Origin of the sequence: Nonomuraea sp. GTA35 (assembly GCF_041950525.1) — a bacterium.
Taxonomy (GTDB): domain Bacteria; phylum Actinomycetota; class Actinomycetes; order Streptosporangiales; family Streptosporangiaceae; genus Nonomuraea.
In genome coordinates, this window is sequence record NZ_JBGNUV010000007.1 from 334,187 (window position 1) to 354,233 (window position 20,047).

A 20,047-nucleotide genomic window follows, 5' to 3' on the forward strand; every position below is an offset into this window, starting at 1 on the left:
GGCACATGACCGGGACACCGTCCCGTCTCACACGCAGGCCGCGGCCCCGCCCAGGGTGGATCACTTGGTCACGGTGATGGCGGGGCTGGTGATCTTCTGGTTCTGGCTGTCCAGGTAGACCTCGTAGACCCCGTCCCTCTTCACCAGCGCGGGCACCCGGACGGTCTCCTCGACCCGTCCCAGCTCATCGGCCTTCTCGTAGCCGATCAGCGTGCCGTCGCGGCCCCGGCGCGCCGCGTCGTCGTCCTTCTCGCGCCACCAGACGGCGACCTTCTCCCCCGGGTCGTACCCGTAGGCCGAGACCTTCAGGGTCTCCAGCCGCCGGACCGAGGTCTTGTCGACGGTGACCTGCTCGCCGACCGTGTTCTCGGGGGTGCGCAGGTCGTTGACGGTGCGCTCGCCCTTGTCGTTCTTGCGGATCACGAACCCGTCGTGGTGCTCGCCGTTGGCGTAGCGGGCCTCGAACGTGACGGTGTCCCGGGTCACGTCGACGAGCTGGTAGAGCTGCGTGTTCTGGCTGGTGCTGCGCACCTCGGCGCCGTTGCCCGTCCAGTTCTCGCCGCCGTTGAGCGCGTACATCTTGCCGCCCGAGACCGACACGACGTACGCGACGCCGTTGTGCACCGTCGCCGACTTGCGGGCCGAGACCGGGTTGCCGCGCCCGTACGAGTGGTCGTGGCCCTGAAGCACCAGGTCCACGCCGTACTTCTCGAAGAGCGGCGCCCACTGGGCGCGGACGTTCGGGTTGTTGCGGGTGCCCGTGGTCGAGTAGACGGGGTGGTGGAAGGTCACCACGGTCCACTTGTTCGGGTTGTTCTTGAGCAGGTTCTCCAGCCACGCCGTCTGGGCGGCCATGAGGGTGGCGTTGCTCTGGTGGTTGGTGTCCAGGCCGATGAACCGCACGCCCTGGTAGTCGAGCGTGTAGGCCGTCTGCTTGAGCTCGGCGTTACCGGGGCCGTTGTCCGGATACGGGAACTGGGGCCGCCAGAAGGTCGACAGGCCGCCGCTGTACTCGTGGTTGCCCGGGATCGAGATGTTGTTGACCTGGCCGTCGATGAAGCCGCCGGCCCTGAACCACTGGCCCCACTGCTCCTCGCTGTTGGCGGAGTCGATCAGGTCGCCGGCGTTGACGATCGCCTTGGCCTGCGGCCGGTCGGCGAACGCCTGGCGGAACACGCGCGGCACGGCCGAGTCGAGGTAGTTCTGCGCGTCACCGTAGTAGATGAACGAGAACGGCTCGAAGCCCTCGGCGGTGGTGGTGAAATCGGTCCACGCGCTCCAGTTGGTGCCGTCGCCGACGCGGTAGGTGTAGCGGGTGTCCGGCTTCAGGCCGGTGAACTCGGCGGTGTGGTACGTGGAGGCGTACCCGAGCGTGGTGTTGACCGGAGTGCTGGCCAGCGCCCGCACGGTGGCCACGGCGCCGGCGGCGGGCTGCACCTGGCCGAGTGCGCGCGGCGCCTCCAGGATCTGGGCCTGCGCGGTGTCGGCGGTGGCCTCGGCGCGCCACGACACGCGCTGGCTGGTGGCCGGCGTGGTGGTGGGGATGAGGATGACGCGGTCGGGGATCGGGGTGGGCTTGTGCACCTCGGCAGCCGGATAGACGGGCGGCGCCGCCGCGCCGACGGCCGCCGGGCCGAACGCTAACGCGCCGACCAGCAGCACGCCGGTGCCGACCGCGGCGAGCTTCGTCTGCCGGGAGCCGAAGGCCCGCGGCTTCGTGGGCTGAGTCACTTCTTGTTCACTCCATCGAGAAGCGGTGTCCGCCCATCCGCGAGCGCGGGACGGGCGCCAGCGCATTCACCCAGGCATCGCTGACGCTCACCTGTCCCGAGACTGTCCGCGAGATGAATTCGGGAGCGGAAATGTGGCCGTCATCGGGCGTTGGCCCGCCGTTCTCCGGACGCCGCCTACGATCGGCCGCGGATGATCGTGTGCGTGAGCGGGAGGTGAACGGGATGGCGGCGACCCGCCGCTGGGCGCTGCTGCCCGCCGTGGCCGCGCTCGGCACGCTGTTCGTGGTCCCGCCCGCGCAGCCGGTGACCAAGACGGATGCGTTCATCACGGCGGAGACGACCGGGATCCTGCTGATCGAGGGCGGTGAGTGCTTCAGCGATCCGACGTACTCGCCAGGGGCGGGCGAGCGGGTCGTGCTCTACACCCCGTGCGACGGCGGGGCCGACAACCAGTCGTACGGCTTCACCCACGCCCCCGACGGCCCGTACGACCGGGCGGCGCTGTCGGCGTTCGCCTGGAGGAGCTGCGGTGAGCGCCACGCCGGGCTGTGGGGGCGGGAGCGCGCGGACCTGCCCTTCTACCCGATCATGCCCACGGCGGAGACGTGGGCGGACGGGGACCGCGACATCATGTGCGCCGTCTACCGCCGCACCGGCCGTCTCACGGGCTCGGTGCTGCCCTGACCACCGGCGGGACGGGGCCATTCTTGACCGGTCCTTACCCCGACATGTGGGGATAAAAGCGACGTCCGGCATTAGCGTGGCGCGTATGACCTCGGAAGTAGCGACCGCACTCACGGTCAACGGTCAGGACGTGCGCCTCGACCTCGACCCGCGGGAGTCGCTGCTCGACGTCCTGCGCGAGCGGCTGGGCCTGACCGGGTCGAAGAAGGGCTGCGACCACGGGCAGTGCGGCGCGTGCACGGTCCACGTGGACGGGCGCCGGGTCGTGTCCTGCCTGTTCCCCGCCGTGCAGGCGAACCACCGGTCGGTACGGACCATCGAGGGCGTGGCGGGCCCCGATGGGCGTCTGCATCCGCTGCAGCAGGCGTTCGTGGATCACGACGCGCTGCAGTGCGGCTACTGCACGCCCGGGCAGGTGATGTCCGGGCTGGGCTGCATCGCCGAGGGCAACGCCGGTGACGACGACGAGATCCGCGAGCACATGAGCGGGAACCTGTGCCGGTGCGGGGCGTACACGGGCATCCTGGCGGCGATCCGCGCAGCGGCCGGGCGGCGGGAGGGCTGAGGGGTGCGTCCGTTCGCCTACGCGGCCCCGGCCACGCTCGACGAGGCCGTCCACGCCCTGTCGGAGTCCGGCCCCGGCACCAAGCTGCTGGCCGGCGGCACCTCGCTCTACGACCTGATGAAGCTGGACGTCGAGACCCCGCCCGCCGTCGTGGACATCCGCGCGCTGCCCGAGCTGGCCGGCATCGACACGGCGGGATCGAGCGAGCTGTCGTTCGGCGCGGGCGCGCTGATGGCCGACGTGGCGGCGGACCCGGTGCTGCGGCGCGACTACCCGGCGCTGGCCGAGTCCCTGGCCAAGGCGGCGTCCCAGCAGTTGCGCAACATGGCCACCGTGGGCGGGAACCTGCTGCAGCGCACCCGCTGCGGCTACTTCCGCGGCGGTCTCGCGTTCCCGTGCAACAAGCGGCAGCCGGGCAGCGGGTGCGCGGCGATCGGCGGCCTGGATCGCGGGCACGCCCTGCTCGGCGGCAGCGACGCGTGCATCGCCACCTACCCGGGCGACTGGGCGGTCGCGCTGATCGCGTTCGACGCCGCCCTGGACGTGGCGGGGCCGCGCGGCCCGCGTACGCTGCCCCTGGCCGGCCTGCACGTCGAGCCCGGTGACAGGCCGGACCAGGAGCACACGCTGGCCTGGGACGAGATCATCACCCGCATCCGCGTGCCGGTCACCGCCGCCGGCCGCGGATCGACGTATCACAAGGTCAGGGATCGGCAGTCGTACGCGTTCGCGCTGGCCTCGGCGGCGGTGGCCGTCACGCTGGGCGAGGGCGGGACGGTGGAGGAGTGCCGCGTCGCGGTGGGCGGCGTCGCCACCCGGCCCTGGCGCTGCCACTCCGCCGAGCGGGAGCTGGTGGGGGCGGTGCTGGACAGGCGCAGCGCGCGGCGGGCCGGGGAGTCGGCGTTCGACGGCGCGCGTCCGGGCAGGCACAACGCGTTCCGGATCGAGCTGGGCATCCGCACCGTCGCCGAGGCGCTGCGGATCGCGGGAGAGCGGGCCATGCGATGACGAACCGAAGGACACCACACGCCGGAGAGCGCACCGCGCGGTGGCCGGAGCCGGCCGCGCCACACGCCCGAGAGCGGGCCGCGCGATGACGAACGCGGGGACGCCGCGCGTCGGAGCGCGGGAGAAGGTCACCGGAGCGGCCCGCTACGGCGCCGATCACACGCCGCCCGGCGTCGCCTACGCCATGCCGGTCGTCTCGACCGTCGGCAAGGGCCGCATCACCGGCCTCGACACCGCCGAGGCCGCCGCCGTCCCCGGCGTCCTGCTCATCCTGTCGCACCTGGACGACCTGGACATCTCCCCGGCCGGCTACATCATGGCCGACGGCTACGCCTTCCAGAGCCTGCAGCCGCTGCTGGACGACCGCGTCGCCTACCGGGGACAGCCGATCGCGCTGGTCGTGGCCGACACGCTGGTCGCCGCCACCGAGGCCGCCGGGCTGGTGCGGGCCGCGTACGAGGAGGAGCCGTTCGCGGTGGAGCTGGACGCGGACGGCACCGAGACCGTGCTCCAGCAGGAGGCCCTGCCGCTGCCGTTCCTCTCGGACGTGGTCGTGGGCGACGCCGACGGCGCGTACGAGCGCAGCCCCCTGCGCGTGGACGAGGTCTACGAGGCGGGCCCGCAGCACCAGGTGCCGATGGAGCTGATCGGCGGCGTCGCCGAGTGGCGCGGGGACACGCTCGTCATCCACGAGGGATCCCAGAGCGTCGGCGCGCTGCGCGGCGGCCTGGCCCGCCAGCTCGGCATCGACCCGGAGAACGTCGAGGTCATCGCCCCGTACGTGGGGGGCGGGTTCGGCCAGAAGAACTCGCTGCAGCCGCACATCGCGCCGCTGGCGGTGGCCGCCCGCCGGCTCGGCCGCCCGGTCAAGCTGGTACTGCCGCGCGCCCACACGTTCCACGCGGCCAGTTTCCGCCCGGTGAGCCGGCACCGCGTCCGCCTGGGCGCCGACCGCTCGGGCCGGCTGCTGGCCGCCATCCACGAGGTGGACCAGCAGGCCTCCCGTCACGACCTGCTGCCCGCCACGTACACGGAGATCACCTCTCGCCTGTACGACATCAGGAACTTCCGCGGCCGCCAGCGCCACGTCAGGACCGACGCCCAGACCCCGGGCTACATGCGCGCGCCGTTCGAGCATCCGGCCGCGTTCGCGCTGGAGTCGGCGGTGGACGAGCTCGCCCACGCCGCCGGGCGGGACCCGGTCGAGCTGCGCCTGGCCAACGACGCCGGGGCGGACCCGGTCACGGGCAAGCCGTTCTCCTCCCGGCACCTGGCGGCGTGCCTGCGGCGGGGCGCGGAGCTGTTCGGCTGGGCGGGCCGCTCGCCGGATCCCGGGTCGATGCGCGGGCCGGACGGCACGCTGGTGGGCTGGGGGGTGGCGGCCGGGGCGTACCCGGCGATGACGGTGCCCGTGCTCGCCCGCCTGCGGGCCGGCGCGGACGGCGGGGTGCTGGCCGAGGTGGGCGGGCACGAGATGGGCCAGGGGATCACGACCGCACTCGTCCGTGCCGTCGCCGGTGATCTCGGGATCGGCACGGAGTCGGTGCGCGCCGTCTGCGGCGACACCCGGGCCGTGCCCCACCACCTGACGGCGGGTGCGTGGGGGACCAACAGCTCGCTGCTGGCGGTCCACGCCGCCCTGCGCGAGCTGCGCGAACGCCTGGGCGTGCCGCCGGAGGGCCCCGTGGACGTGGCCGCCGCCGTCCGGGCGACCGGCGCGCAGGAGGTGGTGGCCGAGGCCGTCACCCAGGGGCCAGGCCAGCCGCCCGAGGCGATCGACCGCATGCGCGCGGGACTGGTCGCCCCCGCGGGCCCCGATTATCCCGATCATGTGGCGTTCAGCTTCATCGCGCACTTCGTCGAGGTGCGGGTGGAGCCGGCCGCGCCGCGCGTACGTGTCTCGCGGGTGGTCAGCGTGGCCGACTGCGGCCGCGTGGCCAGCCCGGTCACCGCGGACGCCCAGGTGCGCGGCGCGGTGGTGTGGGGCATCGGCGCGGCGCTGAGCGAGCACAGCGAGGTCGATCCCCGCTACGGCGGCTTCGTCAACGCCGACCTGGCCGACTACGTGATCCCGGTCAACGCCGACGTGGGCGCGATCGAGGTGGACTTCATCGACGAGCCCGACTTCACGCTCAACCCGATGGGCGTGAAGAGCCTCGGCGAGGTGGCCCTGGTGGGCGTCGCCCCGGCCATCGCCAACGCCGTCTTCCACGCGACGGGCCGCCGGCCGCGCCGCCTCCCGATCCTCATCGAGAACCTGCTGTAGCCGCCTGCCGATCGCCATCGAGAACCTGCTGCAGTCACCCGCCGATCGTCATCGAGGACCTGCAGTAGCGCGTGCCCGCGCGGGGTAGACCCCTACCGCCGGAACTCCCCCACCGCGCCCGCAGGAGGTCCCCGTGACCGACGCGCCGACGATCCTCGACACCTCGGGGATCCACCTCTACGACCAGGTCGACCGGCTGCGCGCGGCCGGTCCCGCCGTCCCCGTACGGCTGCCCGCCGGGCTCGTCGCCTGGTCGGTCACCCGCGGCGACGTGGTCAGGCACCTGCTGACCCACCCCGGCGTCTCCAAGGACGCCCGCAGGTCGTGGCCGGGCTACCGCCCGTTCGCGATCGCCTGGCTGACCGCCTGGGTGGACGTCGTCAGCATGCTGACCGCCGACGGCGACGACCACAAGCGGCTGAAGAGCCTGGTCGGCAAGGCGTTCACGGCCCGCCGCGTCGAGGCGATGCGCCCGTCCGTCGAGCGGATCGCCACGACGCTGCTGGACGAGCTCGCCGCCGCCCCGCCGGGCGAGCCGGTGGACCTGCGCGCCCGCTACGCCTACCCCATCCCCAGCGGGGTCATCTGCGACCTGTTCGGCGTCCCCGGCGACCAGCGCCCGGCCATGCTGGCGGCCATCGACTCCGTCCTGGACAACACGCTCACCGCTGAGCAGGCCACGGCGGTCCAGCAGGGCATGTACGCGGCGATGCACCGGCTCATCGAGACCAAGCGCGCCGAGCCGGGCGACGACATGACGACGCTGCTGCTGACCGCGCAGGAGGCCGACGGCGACCGGCTCGGCCCGGACGAGGTGGTCAGCACCCTGCTCCTGATGATCGGGGCGGGCAGCGAGACCGCGGTGTCGCTCATCGACCACGCGGTCATCGCCATGCTGGCCCATCCCGCCCAGCTCGCCACGGTCCTCGGCACCCCGGCGCGCTGGGCGGACGTGATCGAGGAGTCGTTGCGCCGCGACTCGCCGGTCATGCACCTGCCGCTGCGTTTCGCCACCGCGGACATCGACCTCGGCGACGGCGTCACGATCGCCAAGGGCGATCTCATCCTGATCGCGTTCGGCGCCCACGGCCGCGACCCGCTGGTCAACCCCGACCCCGCCAGGTTCGACATCGACCGGCACGACCGCCAGCACCTCGCCTTCGGGTACGGCATGCACTTCTGCCTCGGCGCCCCGCTGGCCCGGCTCGAGGCCGCGGTGGCGTTGCCCGCGCTGTTCGGCCGGTTCCCGGGGATGCGGCCGGCGGTGGAGCCGGGCGAGCTGCGGCCGCGGCCGTCGTTCACGGGGAGCGATGTCCAGGCCCTGCCCGTACTGCTGGCTTAGGAGAGGACGAGCGGCGGGCCGGGGGGCGGCGCAGGATCGCCCAGGCGGCCATCACGACGCAGCCGGCGCCGAGGAGCAGGCCCCAGACGACGTCGGTGAGGAAGTGCATGCCGCGATAGAGCCGGGAGAAGCCCACGGCCAGGGGCGCGATGACGGCGGGTGTCCAGATCACCGCCCGCGCCACCGTGCCGCGGACGCGTGCGGCCAGGACGACCGCGACTCCGCAGTAGAACGCGACGGCGGCGCTGACGTGCCCGGAGGGGAAGCTGGAGGTGGGCGGCGCCGGGTCCAGGTGTTGCACGGGCGGGCGGTGCCGTCCGACGACCTCGGTGGTGGCCAGGAAGATCAGCGACTGGCTCCACACGGCCGCCACGAGGAAGACCGACTCGCGCCAGCGCCGCAACCAGAGCCTGAAGACGACCGCGGCCACCGCGGTCAGCGCCACGATGTAGGGGGTGTCGGACAGGCTGCTGCCGAGGTCGGTCGCGGCGTTCCAGGCCGGGTCGCGGCCCGCGGCCAGCTCGCGGCTCAGCGCCGCCTCGCCGCTGGGCCAGGCCAGGACCGCCTGGCCCGCGCCGTACGTCGCCACCGCCATCAGCAACATCGGCGATAAGAGCGTCAGCGCGTAATATCTCAGCTTCTCGGTTCTGCTCACGCAGCACTCCTTCACTCGCGAAGCGCCCGCACCGACTCGGGCTCCACTCCCTCGGCCACCGGCGAGGCGGGCCTGCGGCCCTGGTCCCGCCGCCACGTCTCGAACGCCGCCGCCGTCGCGGCGATCACCGCCGCCCCCAGCACCAGCCCCGCGACCACGTCGCTCACCCAGTGCACGCCGAGCGCGATCCTGGTGTAACCGACCGACAGCGCCAGGAACGCGGCCACGGCCCAGGCCACGCGCCGCCCCCAGCGGGGCAGCACGGGCAGCAGGAGCAGGACGATCACGCCGGCGCCGAGCGTCGCGTTGACCGTGTGGCCGGACGGGAAGCTGTCGCCGGGGGCCAGCGCGACCGGGTCCGGCAGGTGGGGCCTGGCCCTGGCGACGATCACCTTGATCGCCAGCCCGAGCAGGCCTCCCACGGTCACGGTGGTGACGGCCCAGACAGCCGCTCTGGCCGCCCCCTTGTAGAGCAGCCAGCCGGCGCAGGCGATGACGGCGATCCGCCACGGCCACGGGCCGAACGCGTCCGTCCACACGATGAGCACCCTGGTCACGCCGGGGTTGTCGAGAGCGTACGCGTGCAGCTCGGCGGCGACTTCCGCGTCCAGGTCGTTGAGCGGCATCTTCGCCACGACGAGCAGGAGGCTGAACGGGATCAGGATGAGCCACGCCGCGAGGCCGGCCAGGGTCAGCCGCGGCCCCAGGCCGCTGGCCCCGGGCCGGCCACGCTGCTCTCCCTTGTTGCGCATCCGCGCCCGGCTACCCCATCAGGGCGCGTTGATTCCTGCGACCGGGTGTGAGGGCGCTCGCGGCCGGCTCGGTCCTCAGCTTGGTGACGGCCTCGGCCAGGGCGCTTGAGTGTCACTTCCGAGTTCCATTGCACTGTGCAATGATAAATGTGCGAACCGTTGCAAAGCGGAGGGGTGGAATGAGAAGCGCTGACCGCACCGGCTTCTCCTGGGTCGTCACCCAGAGTGACGACGCGGCTGTCCTGCGTCCTGTCGGTGACCTGGATCTGGCCTCGAAGGAGGAGTTCCGCAACGGGCTGACCGAGGCGATGTCCTGCCTCAGGCCGCCTTCCGTGGTCGTCGACCTGCAAGAGGTCGCCTTCTGCGACTCCTCGGGGCTCAACACCCTGATCTGGGCCGCCAACACCGTCGAGGCCGCCGGCGGCTCGATCCGGCTGAGCGGGGTGCAGCCGCGGCTCACGCGGCTCCTGCATGTGACCGGCCTGGACAAGCGGTTCTGCCGCACGCCGGCAGGGTCGTGAGGCAGGTCGCGACGGGGCCCCGCGGCCCCGTCGCGAAGCGCCGTCCGGTCAGCGGGGTCCGACGACGAGGCGCGGGTGCTTGTGCACGCGCCAGCCGCCCGCGCCGTAGCCGAGGTCGGCGATCTTCAGGCCGGGGTTCCCGAACGCGCCCTTGCCGCTGTTGAGCGAGACCCACGCGCCCGCGTGACCGAAGCCGATGATGTCGGCCTGGGCGTCGCCCGTGAGGTCGGCGACGAAGCGGGGGTGGCGCTCGACGCGCCAGCCGCCGGCGTCGTGGCCGAAGCCGCCGAGCGCGAGCTGCGGGGCCTGGAAGGTGCCGTTGCCGCTGTTGAGCGACACCCACACACCGCCGTCACCGAAGCCGACGATGTCGGCGCGGCCGTCACCGGTGAGGTCCGCCAGGAAGCGCGGGTGACGCTCCACCCGCCAGCCACCCGCCTCGTAGCCGAAGTTCCGCACCACGAGCTGCGGTGCCTGGAAGGTGCCGTTGCCGTTGTTCCGCGACACCCACACGCCGCCGTCACCGAAGCCGACGATGTCGGCCCGCCTGTCGCCGGTGACGTCCGCCAGGAAGCGGGGGTGGCGTTCGACGCGCCAGCCGCCGGCCTCATGGCCGAAGTTCTGCACCACGAGTTGCGGCGCCTGGAAGGTGCCGTTGCCGTTGTTCCGCGACACCCACACGCCGCCGTCACCGAAGCCGACGATGTCGGCGCGGCCGTCACCGGTGAGGTCCGCCAGGAAGCGCGGGTGCCGCTCCACCCGCCAGCCACCCGCCTCGTACCCGAAGTTCCGCACCACGAGCTGCAGGGCCTGGAACATGCCGTTGCCGCTGTTGAGCGACACCCACACACCGCCGTCACCGAACCCGACGATGTCCGCGCGGCCGTCACCGGTCAGATCGGCCAGGAAGCGCGGGTGCCGCTCCACCCGCCAGCCGCCCGCCTCGTACCCGAAGTTGGCGATCGCGAGCTGCGGCGCCTGGAACATGCCGTTGCCGTTGTTCCGCGACACCCACACGCCGCCGTCACCGAACCCGACGACGTCGGCCCGCCTGTCGCCGGTGACGTCCGCCAGGAAGCGCGGGTGCCGCTCCACCCGCCAGCCGCCCGCCTCGTACCCGAAGTTGGCGATCGCGAGCTGCGGCGCGTCGAAGTTGCCGTTGCCCTGGTTCCTGGCGACGTACATGCCGGCGTCGCCGAAGCCGACGACGTCGGCCTTCCTGTCGCCCGTCAGGTCGGCGGTGTGCTCGACGTGGGTGGAGAACAGGAGCGGGGAGGTGACCGCGCTCATCGCGTTGACCCGGCCGCCGCCCAGCATGCCGATGAAGCCGGCGTTGGTCGCGTCGATATTGTCGCAGGTGCTCTCCAGGATCCGGCGCACCTGCAGGTTCGTCAGGTTGCGGTTGCGCGACCAGATGAGCGCGGCGACCCCGGCCACGTGCGGCGAGGCCATGGACGTGCCGTCGAGGAAGGCGTAGCCACCGCCCGGGAAGGTGGACCAGATGTTGACGCCGGGCGCGGAGACGTCCACGTTCGTGCCGAAGTTCGAGAACGTGGCCTTGCGGTCGGACTGGTCGAGCGCGGCGACCGCGATCACGTCCGGGTAGACGCCGGGGAACTGCGGGGTGATGTCGGTGTTGGTACCGGCGTTGCCCGCGGCGAACACCACGACGACGTTCGCGGCCACCGCGCTCCGGATCGCGGTCCGCACGCCCGCGTGGTCGCCGTTCATGCGCCAGCTGCAGTTGACGACGTAGCGGCGCTCGGCGTGGGCGTTCGCCTGGGCGGCCACGTAGTTGATCGCGTCGGCGCGGTTCTGGTTCATGCCGGTGGTGAGGTCGACGCGCAGCGGCATCACGCGGCAGAGCGGCGCCACGCCGACGACGCCGACCGCGTCGTTCACGGCGGCGCAGGTGCCGGAGACGTGCGAGCCGTGCCCGTCCTCGTCCTCCGGTACGGGGTCGTTCGCGTCGCCGAAGTCCCAGTCCTCCGCGCCGCGGGGCAGGATGTTGGCCCGCAGGTCGGGGTGGGTGATCGCGGCGCCGGTGTCGATGACCGTGATGATCACCTCGGGGTCGCCCCTGGTGATCTCCCATGCCTCGCAGGCGTGGATGTCGGCGCCCGCGGCCCCGGCCACGCCGTTGACCGCCTGCCCGGTGTTGCGCATGCCCCACAGCCTGCCGAAGTCCGCGTCACCGGGGACGAACAGCAGCTTGCTGTTGAAGCCCACCTCGCTGGGCTCGGCGAAGGCCACCTCGTCCAGCCCGGACAGCTCGCGGATCGCCTCGAACAGGCCCCGCCCCTCGGGCACCGCCACCGTGTAGTAGCCGGGCGTGCGCTGCCGGACCAGGACGCGGCTGCCGCGCGCGGCGATGATCTCCTCGGCGCGGACCGGGCCGACGCCGGCCTTGAACTGCACGGTGAGCTCGTCCGGCAGGAAGTACCGGGACGCGCCGTGCTCGTCGATCATCACCGGGAGCGAGTTCGTGACCTCGTCCTGCGCCGCCACGTCGGCCATGCGGGCGGGGCTGACGAAGACGGCGGCGAAGCCCCGCTCCAGGTCGTAGCCCTGGCTGACCGACAGCAGCGCCGGGTCGGAGACGATCCGGTTGAGCGTGTCGATCTCCGCCCGGGCCCGGGGGGCGAACGTCACCATGGCCTCGTCGGGCTTGGCGGCGAAGGACGTGAGATGGCCGCTGGTCTTGTCGACGTAGCTGTATTCGCTCTCTTCCGGACGGGGAGTGGTCATGGCCCGACACCTTCTTCACAAGTGATGAGAGGTGCCGACACTATGCAGCCGGCCGTGCCCTGTCCTCAGGGCACGGCCTAGGGAAGTCCCTAAGCCAGCCGGCCCACCGCTCCGATGAGCCCGGGCACGGCGAGATCGACGGCGGCCTGCCGGTCCAGCTCGGAGTCCGGCCGCCACGACTTGACCGGGACGAGGCCCGGCTCCAGCAGGCTCAGCCCGTCGAAGTAGCCGGCGATCTGCCGCAGCGGGCGGGCGATCAGCGTGCCCGGCTTGGTCGCCTTGTAGACCTGCTGGCCCGCCTTGACCTTGGGGTCGTCGGCGTCCGGCGTGTAGAAGTGGGAGATCAGCAGGTGGCTGCCCGGCACGAGCGGCTCGCGCAGCGTCTTGACGATGTCACTCGTCTGCTGGTCGCCCTGAACGAAGTGGAGCACCGCCGACATCAGCAGCCCGACGGGCCTGCCGAAGTCGAGGTGCGCGCTCACCTCGGGGTCGCGCAGGATCGCGGCGGGGTCGGTGACGTCGCCCCAGACGGCGAGGGTGTACGGGTTCTCCGCCAGCAGGGCACGGGCGTGCGTCAGGACGATCGGGTCGTTGTCGACGTAGACGACCCGGGCGTCCGGGACGACCCGCTGCGCGATCTGGTGGACGTTGTCCTGCGTGGGCAGGCCGGCGCCGATGTCGAGGAACTGCCGCACGCCCTGCCCGGCCATCAGCCGTACGGCCTTGCCGATGAAGGCCCGGTTGTCGCGGGCCGTCTCGCGCACCTCGGGGACGATCGCGATGATCTTCTCCGCGGCGGCCCGGTCCGAGGGGAAGTTGTCCTTCCCGCCCAGGTAGTAGTCGTACATGCGGGCCACGCTGGGAATCGTGGGGTCAACACCGGGCACGTCCGGCTCAACAGCACTCACGCGTCGTCTCCCTGCACCGAGGTGCGGCCAGCCTAGCGATCAGTCTGGTACGGGTGAAGTGCCCGTTTCAGCGCAGCAGCCCTTCCTCGTGGAGCGCCTGGAGGACGAGCGAGTCGACGTACGACACCCGGTGCCGGTCGGCGTACCCGAGCCACGCCTTCTCCGCGATCTCCATGGACGGCGCCAGCGGCCCGCTGTGGTCGGCGGTGTAGCAGATCATCCGGAACGGCCCGTGCTCCGGATGCCCGGCCGGAACCTCGAACGTGCCGAAATGCACCATCGAGTCCGCGTCGATCGCCGTCAGCAGCTCCTCGTCGATCTCCCTGACGAGGGTCTGGCTGTCGGACTCCCCCGGCTCGCGCATCCCGCCGGGGAAGTAGAACACCTCGCGGCCGTGGCTGCGCGTCATCAGCACCCGGTGGTCGCGCACCAGCACCCACGCCACCTTCTCCGGCACGCCGTCGTCGTTCGCCATGACGCCAGACCCTAGTGGAGACTTGGGGGGTGAGCTCCGAGAACGACCGCCCCGCTCCCCCGACGACCAGCGCCTCCATCGTGGTGCTCACGCTGGCGCGCAAGGTCGAGACCGAGCTCAACGCCGCCCTCGCGCCGCTCGACCTCACCGTGAGCCGGCTCGGGCTGCTTGGGCACATCGCGGCCATGCCGGGGACGTCGTTCAGCGAGCTGGCGCGGATGTCGGGCATCACCGTGCAGAGCGTGCACGCGGCGGTGAAGGCGCTGGCCGGGGCCGGGCTGGTGCGCGACACCACCGCCCGCGCGGGCTCGGCGTCGGCCATCGAGGTCACTCCCGAGGGCGCGCGGCTGATGGAGCGGGCGCGCGCGGCGGTGGCCGCGGTGGACGAGCGCCTGTTCGGGGAGGCGGCCGACCCGATCCAGCGGCAGGTGGGCGACACGATCCGCGCCGCGTTCGGCGGGTTCTCCCGCTAGAGCGTCGACTTCTCCGGCCGAGGGGCGACGACCGCTGCTCCCTGGGTCCCGCCATCCCTTCCCTCCTTCAGGGACTCTGAAGGTCGCGTGTTAGGCTTCAGGCCACCTGAAGGTTTGGAGGGAGTACTTCGTGGAGCCTCTGCTGCTGTCCGTCCACGTGGTCGCCGGCATCCTGTTCGTGGGCGGCTCGGCCATCGCGACCAGCCTCTTCCCCCGGTACGTGCCGGTCACCGGCGAGGACGGGTCCCAGGAGCGCAGCCGGGCCGTGGCCGCGGCGCTGCACCGCATCACCCGCGGCTACAGCATCGCCGGGCTGATCGTGCCCGCGGCCGGCATCGTCCTGGCGTTCGTGCAGGGCCGTACCGGCGAGATCTGGATCATCCTGGCCATGATCCTCACCGCGGCGGCGGGTTTCCTGCTGGCCGTGCAGATCTACCCGCGCCAGCGCGACGCCCTGGCCACCCCCGCCGCCCGCGACCGCCTGCGTTCCCTGTCCATGTCCGCCGGGATCTACAACGTGCTGTGGACGGTCGTCGTCGTGCTGATGATCGTCCGTCCCGGCGCCGCGGAAGGGGCGTGAGGGCCCCATGCGCGCGCTGCGCATCGCGGTCGCCGTCGAGACGCTGTCGCTGGCGGTCCTGCTGGTCAACCTGTTCACCGTGCATGTCGAGGGCGTCGCGTCGCTCGTCGGGCCGCTGCACGGCGGGGCCTACCTCGCCGTCGTCGCCTGCACCGTGCTCGTCCCCGGCAGCGCCTCGACCGGGGCCCGGTGGCTGGCCTGGATCCCGGTGATCGGCGGGCTGCTCGCCGTCCGCCGGCTGGGGCCTGCCACGAGCCGGTCCTGACGGCCGGGACGTCACCCGGCCATGCGGCCGTCCTGGCGGTGGCGCTCCTCCTGGCCCGACATCGACGCGCCGGCGCCGCCGTACTCGATCGAGCCGGGCGAGTAGTAGCGCCGCAGCCAGTCGGCCAGCCCGTCCAGGCCGGGCAGGAGGACGCGCTCGGTGATGTTCGCCTGGTCCAGCCGTTGCCTGATCTCGGCCTTGACCTCGGGCGGGATCAGCCACGCGCGGGCCAGTCCCGGATGCTCCTCCAGCCACTGCTCCAGCTGGAACGTGGGGTCCGAGAGCACCGACAGCACCGAGGACTGGTTGATCACCCGCTCGTCCAGCGAGGGCGGCTCGAAGAAGGCCACGAACGGCCGCTCGCCGCCCAGCTCGTCGAAGCACGGCAGGTCGGCCGCGACCTTGGCGAGCATCTCGGTGGTGAACAGCAGCGCGCCCTCGGCCGCCAGCAGCTCGCTCAGCGGCTCCGGCAGCAGCTCGTGCGCGCCCGCGCAGTCGACCGCGAGCAGCACGGCGTCGTCCTCCGGCCAGGAGGCGGTGGCGAAGTGCAGCGCGACGAGCGGGGAGAACGTCCAGTCGAGCAGGCGCGTGGGCAGGCCGTGGTGCTGGCCCAGGGCCAGCCAGTCCCAGAGCGTCGGCCCCGGGGCCTGCCGGTGCGCATACTTCCTGAAATTTCGGATGAGGTGGGACTCGACGGCCGCGTAGTCGCCGCGCAACCGGGCCAGCCCCGACATGTGCGTGTACTCGCTGCGCGCCAGGCCGCGGAAGACCAGCGTGGAATGCGCGTGCCCGCCCCCGTCGCCCCGGCCCGCCTCGCCGACCGAGTCGTCCAGCTCCCTCCAGGACGACACCGTAACCACCTTCACCCTGGTTGCGTTGCCCCTGCTCACCCGCTTCACACCCGCCGGCCTCGACAACTCCGGCAGCGGATCCTACGTTCGGGGTGTCCCACGATCCCCCCGCACGAGGTGACGTCCCATGGCACTTGACCACGCGACCACCGATTTCCTCAAGCAGCTCGCCGGCACGGGCGGCAAGCCGCTGCACGAGATGAGCGTGACGGAGGCACGAGCCCTCGGCACCTTCCTGGCCGAGCTGTACGGCAAGGGCCCCGACGTGGCCCGCGTCGAAGAGGCCACCATCCCCGCCGAGGACGGCGCCTCGTTCCCCGCCCGCGTCCTGGTCCCCACCGGCACCCCGCGCGGCGTCCTGATCTACTTCCACGGGGGCGGCTGGGTGCTCGGCACGCTCGACGAGTTCGACACGCTGGGCAGGGAGCTGGCCGCGCGTACCGGCTGCACCGTCGTCCTGCCCGCCTACCGGCTCGCCCCCGAGCACCGCTACCCGACCGCCGCCCGCGACGCCTACGCGACGCTGCGCTGGGTCGCCGCCCGCATGCCCGGCCTGCCGGTCGTCGTGGCGGGCGACAGCGCGGGCGGCAACCTGTCCGCCGTGGTCGCCCAGCGCGCCAGGGACGAGAACGGCCCGGCCGTCGCGCTGCAGGTGCTCGTGTACCCGGTCACCGACTGCGACCTCGACAGGGACTCCTACCTCGACCCCGAGAACCAGCTCATGCTCACCCGCGACGCCGTCGCCTGGTTCTGGGACCACTACGTGCCCGACCGCGCGCAACGCGCCAACCCCGACGCCTCTCCCCTGCGCGCCGCCGACCTGTCCGGCCTGCCGCCCGCGCTCGTCCTGACGGCCGAGCACGACGTGCTGCGCGACGAGGGGGAGGAGTACGCGCGGCGGTTGCGGCAGGCGGGCGTGCCGGTCGAGCTGAGGCGGTTCGAGGGGCAGATGCACGTCTTCTTCACCCTGGTGAACGTGCTGCCGGGCAGCGCCGCCGCGCTCGCCCTGATCGCCGAGACGGTGGAGCGGCGGCTGGAGTGAGCCCCGAGCCGGGGCGGTGAGCCCGAGGTCACCGGCGCTGCGGGCAGATCCCTGCCGCCGCTCGGTTCTCCCTCCTGTTCAGCCGGAGAAGAGCTGGGTGAGCTTCAGGAACAGCTCGTACACCCCGTACGCGAAGGGCAGCCCCACCCAGACCCACGCCAGCGTCATCAGCCCGGTGCGCCGTTCCTCGGAGCTCATGCGGCCTGCCCCTCCTCCATCGCCCGCACGGGGCGTTCGTGGTGTCTCTCGTGCACGGGCCGGATCAGCTCGTTGGCGAGGAAGCCCACCGCGAGCAGCCCGATCATGATGAACAGCGAGGTCGTGTAGAGGTCGGCGCCCGAGCGCCCGCCGGCCTTCTGCGCGTCGGCGATGGCGTTGACGATCAGCGGGCCGAGCACGCCCGCGGTGGACCAGGCCGTGAGCAGGCGGCCGTGGATGGCGCCGACCTGGTAGGTGCCGAAGAGGTCCTTGAGGTAGGCGGGCACGGTCGCGAAGCCGCCGCCGTAGAAGGACAGGATGCCCAGCGCGCACACGATGAACAGCGGCTTGGACGCGTCGCCCGCCAGGGCGATGGCGAGATACAGCAGCGCGCCGACGCCCAGGTAGACGCGGTACATGTTCTTGCGCCCGATCAGGTCGGAGGTGGAGGACCAGACGAAGCGGCCCGCCATGTTGGCCAGCGACAGCAGCGCGACGAACCCGGCCGCCGCCCCCGCCGCGACGGCGGCCGGGGTGCCGGTGAAGAAGTCCGTGATCATCGGTGCGGCCTTCTCCAGGATGCCGATGCCGGCGGTGACGTTGCAGCACAGCACGACCCACAGGCAGTAGAACTGCGGGGTCCGGATGGCGTTGCGCGCCGAGACGTCGGCCGTGGTGATCAGCGGGCGGGCCCGGGCCGCGGGCGGGCTCCAGCCCTTCGGGGCCCAGCCGTCCGGCGGCACCCGTACGAGCAGCACGCCCATCGACATGAACACCGCGTAGACGACGCCGTGCACGAGGAACGTCGTGGCGATCCCGGTCGTGGTCGGGCCGAAGGAGGCCAGCATCTGCGCCGACCACGGTGAGGCGATGAGCGCTCCCCCGCCGAACCCCATGATCGCGATGCCGGTCGCCATGCCGGGCCGGTCGGGGAACCAATTGATCAGCGTGGAGACCGGCGAGATGTACCCGATGCCGAGGCCGATCCCGCCCACGAAGCCGTAGCCGAGCACGACCAGCCAGTACTGCCGGGTGAACACGCCCAGCGCCGACAGCAGGAAACCGGAGGAGAAGCAGGTCATCGAGACGAACATGGCCCACCGGGGCCCGTTGCGCTCGACGAGCGTGCCGCCGAAGGCGGCCGACAGGCCCAGCATGACGATGCCGAGCTGGAACGGCAGCGCGCTCTGGGTGCCGGAGAGCCCGAGTGCGGATTCGAGCGAGGGTTTGAACACGCTCCACGCGTACGCCTGCCCGATGGCCAGGTGCACGGAGAGCGCCGCGGGCGGCACGAGCCAACGGCTCCAGGTGGGCGCCGCCACGGTACGGGAACGACTCAGGAAACCTGTGGGACTCGCGAACCTCGTACTGAGTGACACGCATCAGTGGCTACCACACATACGGTATGCAGTATTTGGCATGCGGAAGATCTTTACGGCGAGCGGTCAAAACTCGTCGATGAACGGCCCCGTAATCTTGGAGTGGTGTTCCGAGAAAGGCGGCTGAGCATGGGGACGACCACAGAGCCCGAGGTCCGGATCGCGACGGGCCGCGTGCGGGGCCGCACCGAGGGCGGCGTGTCCGTCTTCCGCGGCATCCCGTTCGCCGAGCCGCCGCGGTTCGGCGCGCCCGGGCCCGCCGGGGCGTGGGACGGCGTACGTGACTGCGTGGCGTTCGGCCCGCCGCCGCCCCAGCAGTCCACGCTCGCCTCGGCCGTGGCGGGGCGCAGCGGCGACAGCTGGCTGACGGTCAACGTCTGGTCGCCGTCCCTCGGCGCGGCGGCGCGGCTGCCGGTGATGGTGTGGATCTACGGGGGCGCGTACCGGGGCGGCGAGTCCGGCGAGTCCGTCTACGACGGCGCGGTGCTGGCCCGGGAGGGGAACGCGGTCGTCGTCACCCTCAACTACCGGGTCGGCATGGAGGGGTTCGCCCACGTCGAGGGGGCGCCGGCCAACCGGGGGCTGCTCGACCAGGTGGCGGCGCTGGAGTGGGTGCGGGACAACGTGGCCGCGTTCGGGGGCGATCCCGGCCGGGTGACGGTGTTCGGGGAGTCGGCGGGGGCCGGGTGCATCGCCGCGCTCATGGCCATGCCGCGCGCCGCCGGGCTGTTCGGGCGGGCGATCGCGCAGAGCGTCCCCGGCACGTACTTCTCCGCGCCGCTGGCCTCGGACATCGCCGCCGTCCTGGCCGCGGAGCTGGGCCTGCCGCCGGACGCAGGCGCGCTGGCCGCCGCCGAGCCCGGCCGGCTCGTCGCGGCGGCCGAGGCGGTGACGGCCAGGATGCGCCTGCACGAGGATCGCTGGGGCGCCGTCGCGCACACCGTCACGCCGTTCTCGCCGGTCGTGGACGGTGACGTGCTGCCTCGCGATCCCTGGAGCGCGCTGGCGGACGGGGCGGGCCGCGAGGTGGAGCTGATCGTGGGGCACACGCGGGACGAGTACCGGCTGTTCGCGCGGACGGGGCGGGTGGAGGGGCGGGAGCTCCTGGGGGTGTTCGCGCCGGGGCGGGAGCAGGCCTACCGCGACGCCTTCCCCTCGGCGGGGCCCGAGCTGCTGGACGAGCTGGTCCAGTCCGACTGGCTGTTCCGCATGCCGTCCCTGCGGCTGGCCGACGCGCAGGCGGGTGGGGGCGGGCAGGTGCACGCGTACGAGCTGACCTGGGACAGCCCCGCGCTGGGCGGGGCGTGTCACGGGCTGGACGTGCCACTGGTGTTCGGGAACCTGGGCAGCGGGATGGGCACGTTCTTCCTCGGCGAGAGCGCCCCGCCGGAGGCCGCCGCCGTGTCGTCCGCGTTCCGGCGCGCGTGGACCGGCTTCGCGGCGGGCGAGGGGCCCGGCTGGCAGCCGTACACGCCGGAAGGGCGCCTGACCAGGCTGTTCGACGTCGAGCCGGCCGTGGTGCCCTATCCGGAGGAGGCCTCCCGGCGCATCTGGGCCTCGCACCCGTTCGCCGAGCTGCCGCTTGTCACCTGAGGCCGAGCC

Annotated in this window: 19 protein-coding genes; 11 read left to right on the forward strand and 8 right to left on the reverse strand. The window is 72.5% G+C overall.

Annotated features, from left to right (window positions below; translation table 11 throughout):
• Positions 1-60 precede the first annotated feature (60 nt).
• Positions 61-1,731 (reverse strand): fibronectin type III domain-containing protein, encoded by a 1,671-nt coding sequence (locus tag ACBJ32_RS30900; RefSeq protein WP_375129696.1) that lies wholly within the window; start codon positions 1,729-1,731, stop codon positions 61-63.
• A gap of 200 nt (positions 1,732-1,931) precedes the next feature.
• Between ACBJ32_RS30900 and ACBJ32_RS30905 the strand changes: the two genes are divergently transcribed.
• The 5 genes from ACBJ32_RS30905 (at position 1,932) to ACBJ32_RS30925 (ending at position 7,598) form a co-directional block, all read left to right on the forward strand.
• The gene (locus ACBJ32_RS30905; RefSeq protein ID WP_375129697.1) at positions 1,932-2,417 is read left to right on the forward strand and encodes a hypothetical protein; all 486 of its coding nucleotides are present in this window, start codon (positions 1,932-1,934) and stop codon (positions 2,415-2,417) included.
• Positions 2,418-2,502: 85 nt separating this feature from the next.
• On the forward strand, positions 2,503-2,982 hold the full coding sequence (locus tag ACBJ32_RS30910; RefSeq protein WP_375129698.1) for a (2Fe-2S)-binding protein: 480 nt from the start codon (positions 2,503-2,505) through the stop codon (positions 2,980-2,982).
• A 3-nt stretch (positions 2,983-2,985) separates the two neighbouring features.
• Positions 2,986-3,990: an FAD binding domain-containing protein gene (locus ACBJ32_RS30915; RefSeq protein WP_375129699.1), complete on the forward strand. Its 1,005-nt coding sequence runs from the start codon at positions 2,986-2,988 to the stop codon at positions 3,988-3,990.
• An 85-nt stretch (positions 3,991-4,075) separates the two neighbouring features.
• Positions 4,076-6,256 carry a xanthine dehydrogenase family protein molybdopterin-binding subunit gene (locus ACBJ32_RS30920; protein WP_375129700.1) on the forward strand — a complete coding sequence of 727 codons (2,181 nt, stop codon included), beginning with the start codon at positions 4,076-4,078 and terminating at the stop codon, positions 6,254-6,256.
• A 133-nt stretch (positions 6,257-6,389) separates the two neighbouring features.
• Entirely contained in the window at positions 6,390-7,598 is a 1,209-nt protein-coding gene (locus ACBJ32_RS30925) for a cytochrome P450 (RefSeq protein WP_375129701.1), read from the forward strand.
• Here the strand turns inward: ACBJ32_RS30925 and ACBJ32_RS30930 are convergent.
• Positions 7,555-8,253, reverse strand: a complete 699-nt coding sequence (locus ACBJ32_RS30930; RefSeq protein ID WP_375129702.1) for a phosphatase PAP2 family protein — start codon at positions 8,251-8,253, stop codon at positions 7,555-7,557. The two genes, ACBJ32_RS30925 and ACBJ32_RS30930, sit on opposite strands and share 44 nt — an antisense overlap.
• A gap of 11 nt (positions 8,254-8,264) precedes the next feature.
• Positions 8,265-9,005, reverse strand: a complete 741-nt coding sequence (locus ACBJ32_RS30935) for a phosphatase PAP2 family protein (protein ID WP_375129703.1) — start codon at positions 9,003-9,005, stop codon at positions 8,265-8,267.
• Between the two features lie 179 nt (positions 9,006-9,184).
• Between ACBJ32_RS30935 and ACBJ32_RS30940 the strand changes: the two genes are divergently transcribed.
• Positions 9,185-9,526: an STAS domain-containing protein gene (locus ACBJ32_RS30940; protein ID WP_357879997.1), complete on the forward strand. Its 342-nt coding sequence runs from the start codon at positions 9,185-9,187 to the stop codon at positions 9,524-9,526.
• Positions 9,527-9,574: 48 nt separating this feature from the next.
• Here the strand turns inward: ACBJ32_RS30940 and ACBJ32_RS30945 are convergent, their stop codons facing one another.
• The 3 genes from ACBJ32_RS30945 to ACBJ32_RS30955 form a co-directional block, all read right to left on the reverse strand.
• Positions 9,575-12,274, reverse strand: a complete 2,700-nt coding sequence (locus ACBJ32_RS30945; protein ID WP_375129704.1) for a S8 family serine peptidase — start codon at positions 12,272-12,274, stop codon at positions 9,575-9,577.
• 89 nt (positions 12,275-12,363) lie between these two features.
• On the reverse strand, positions 12,364-13,182 hold the full coding sequence (locus ACBJ32_RS30950) for an SAM-dependent methyltransferase (protein ID WP_375129705.1): 819 nt from the start codon (positions 13,180-13,182) through the stop codon (positions 12,364-12,366).
• A gap of 67 nt (positions 13,183-13,249) precedes the next feature.
• Positions 13,250-13,657, reverse strand: a complete 408-nt coding sequence (locus ACBJ32_RS30955; protein ID WP_375129706.1) for an NUDIX domain-containing protein — start codon at positions 13,655-13,657, stop codon at positions 13,250-13,252.
• 29 nt (positions 13,658-13,686) lie between these two features.
• Here ACBJ32_RS30955 and ACBJ32_RS30960 point away from each other — a divergent pair, with 29 nt between their 5' ends.
• The 3 genes from ACBJ32_RS30960 to ACBJ32_RS30970 all read left to right on the forward strand — a co-directional run bounded on the left by ACBJ32_RS30960 (position 13,687) and on the right by ACBJ32_RS30970 (position 14,975).
• Entirely contained in the window at positions 13,687-14,130 is a 444-nt protein-coding gene (locus ACBJ32_RS30960; RefSeq protein ID WP_375129707.1) for a MarR family winged helix-turn-helix transcriptional regulator, read from the forward strand.
• A 130-nt stretch (positions 14,131-14,260) separates the two neighbouring features.
• Complete coding sequence (locus ACBJ32_RS30965; protein ID WP_375129708.1) at positions 14,261-14,710, forward strand: hypothetical protein; 450 nt, start codon at positions 14,261-14,263, stop codon at positions 14,708-14,710.
• A 7-nt stretch (positions 14,711-14,717) separates the two neighbouring features.
• Positions 14,718-14,975, forward strand: a complete 258-nt coding sequence (locus tag ACBJ32_RS30970) for a hypothetical protein (protein WP_375129709.1) — start codon at positions 14,718-14,720, stop codon at positions 14,973-14,975.
• A gap of 11 nt (positions 14,976-14,986) precedes the next feature.
• Here the strand turns inward: ACBJ32_RS30970 and ACBJ32_RS30975 are convergent, their stop codons facing one another.
• Positions 14,987-15,826 (reverse strand): FRG domain-containing protein, encoded by an 840-nt coding sequence (locus tag ACBJ32_RS30975; protein WP_375129710.1) that lies wholly within the window; start codon positions 15,824-15,826, stop codon positions 14,987-14,989.
• 127 nt (positions 15,827-15,953) lie between these two features.
• Between ACBJ32_RS30975 and ACBJ32_RS30980 the strand changes: the two genes are divergently transcribed.
• Entirely contained in the window at positions 15,954-16,868 is a 915-nt protein-coding gene (locus ACBJ32_RS30980) for an alpha/beta hydrolase (RefSeq protein ID WP_375129711.1), read from the forward strand.
• Positions 16,869-17,062: 194 nt separating this feature from the next.
• Here ACBJ32_RS30980 and ACBJ32_RS30985 read toward each other — a convergent pair whose 3' ends face one another.
• Positions 17,063-18,358 carry an OFA family MFS transporter gene (locus ACBJ32_RS30985; protein ID WP_375129712.1) on the reverse strand — a complete coding sequence of 432 codons (1,296 nt, stop codon included), beginning with the start codon at positions 18,356-18,358 and terminating at the stop codon, positions 17,063-17,065.
• Positions 18,359-18,574: 216 nt separating this feature from the next.
• Between ACBJ32_RS30985 and ACBJ32_RS30990 the strand changes: the two genes are divergently transcribed.
• A complete protein-coding gene (locus ACBJ32_RS30990) occupies positions 18,575-20,038 on the forward strand; it encodes a carboxylesterase/lipase family protein (protein WP_375129713.1) in 1,464 nt (487 codons plus the stop codon).
• The last annotated feature ends 9 nt before the right edge of the window (positions 20,039-20,047 follow it).

Bases quoted from the DNA above. Each gene is read 5' to 3' on its own strand.
- ACBJ32_RS30935 (WP_375129703.1), bottom strand. From the start codon at position 9,005: ATGCGCAACAAGGGAGAGCAGCGTGGCCGGCCCGGGGCCAGCGGCCTG.
- ACBJ32_RS30920 (WP_375129700.1), top strand. From the start codon at position 4,076: ATGACGAACGCGGGGACGCCGCGCGTCGGAGCGCGGGAGAAGGTCACC.
- ACBJ32_RS30980 (WP_375129711.1), top strand. From the start codon at position 15,954: ATGGCACTTGACCACGCGACCACCGATTTCCTCAAGCAGCTCGCCGGC.
- ACBJ32_RS30990 (WP_375129713.1), top strand. From the start codon at position 18,575: ATGGGGACGACCACAGAGCCCGAGGTCCGGATCGCGACGGGCCGCGTG.
- ACBJ32_RS30910 (WP_375129698.1), top strand. From the start codon at position 2,503: ATGACCTCGGAAGTAGCGACCGCACTCACGGTCAACGGTCAGGACGTG.
- ACBJ32_RS30955 (WP_375129706.1), bottom strand. From the start codon at position 13,657: ATGGCGAACGACGACGGCGTGCCGGAGAAGGTGGCGTGGGTGCTGGTG.
- ACBJ32_RS30940 (WP_357879997.1), top strand. From the start codon at position 9,185: ATGAGAAGCGCTGACCGCACCGGCTTCTCCTGGGTCGTCACCCAGAGT.
- ACBJ32_RS30945 (WP_375129704.1), bottom strand. From the start codon at position 12,274: ATGACCACTCCCCGTCCGGAAGAGAGCGAATACAGCTACGTCGACAAG.
- ACBJ32_RS30970 (WP_375129709.1), top strand. From the start codon at position 14,718: ATGCGCGCGCTGCGCATCGCGGTCGCCGTCGAGACGCTGTCGCTGGCG.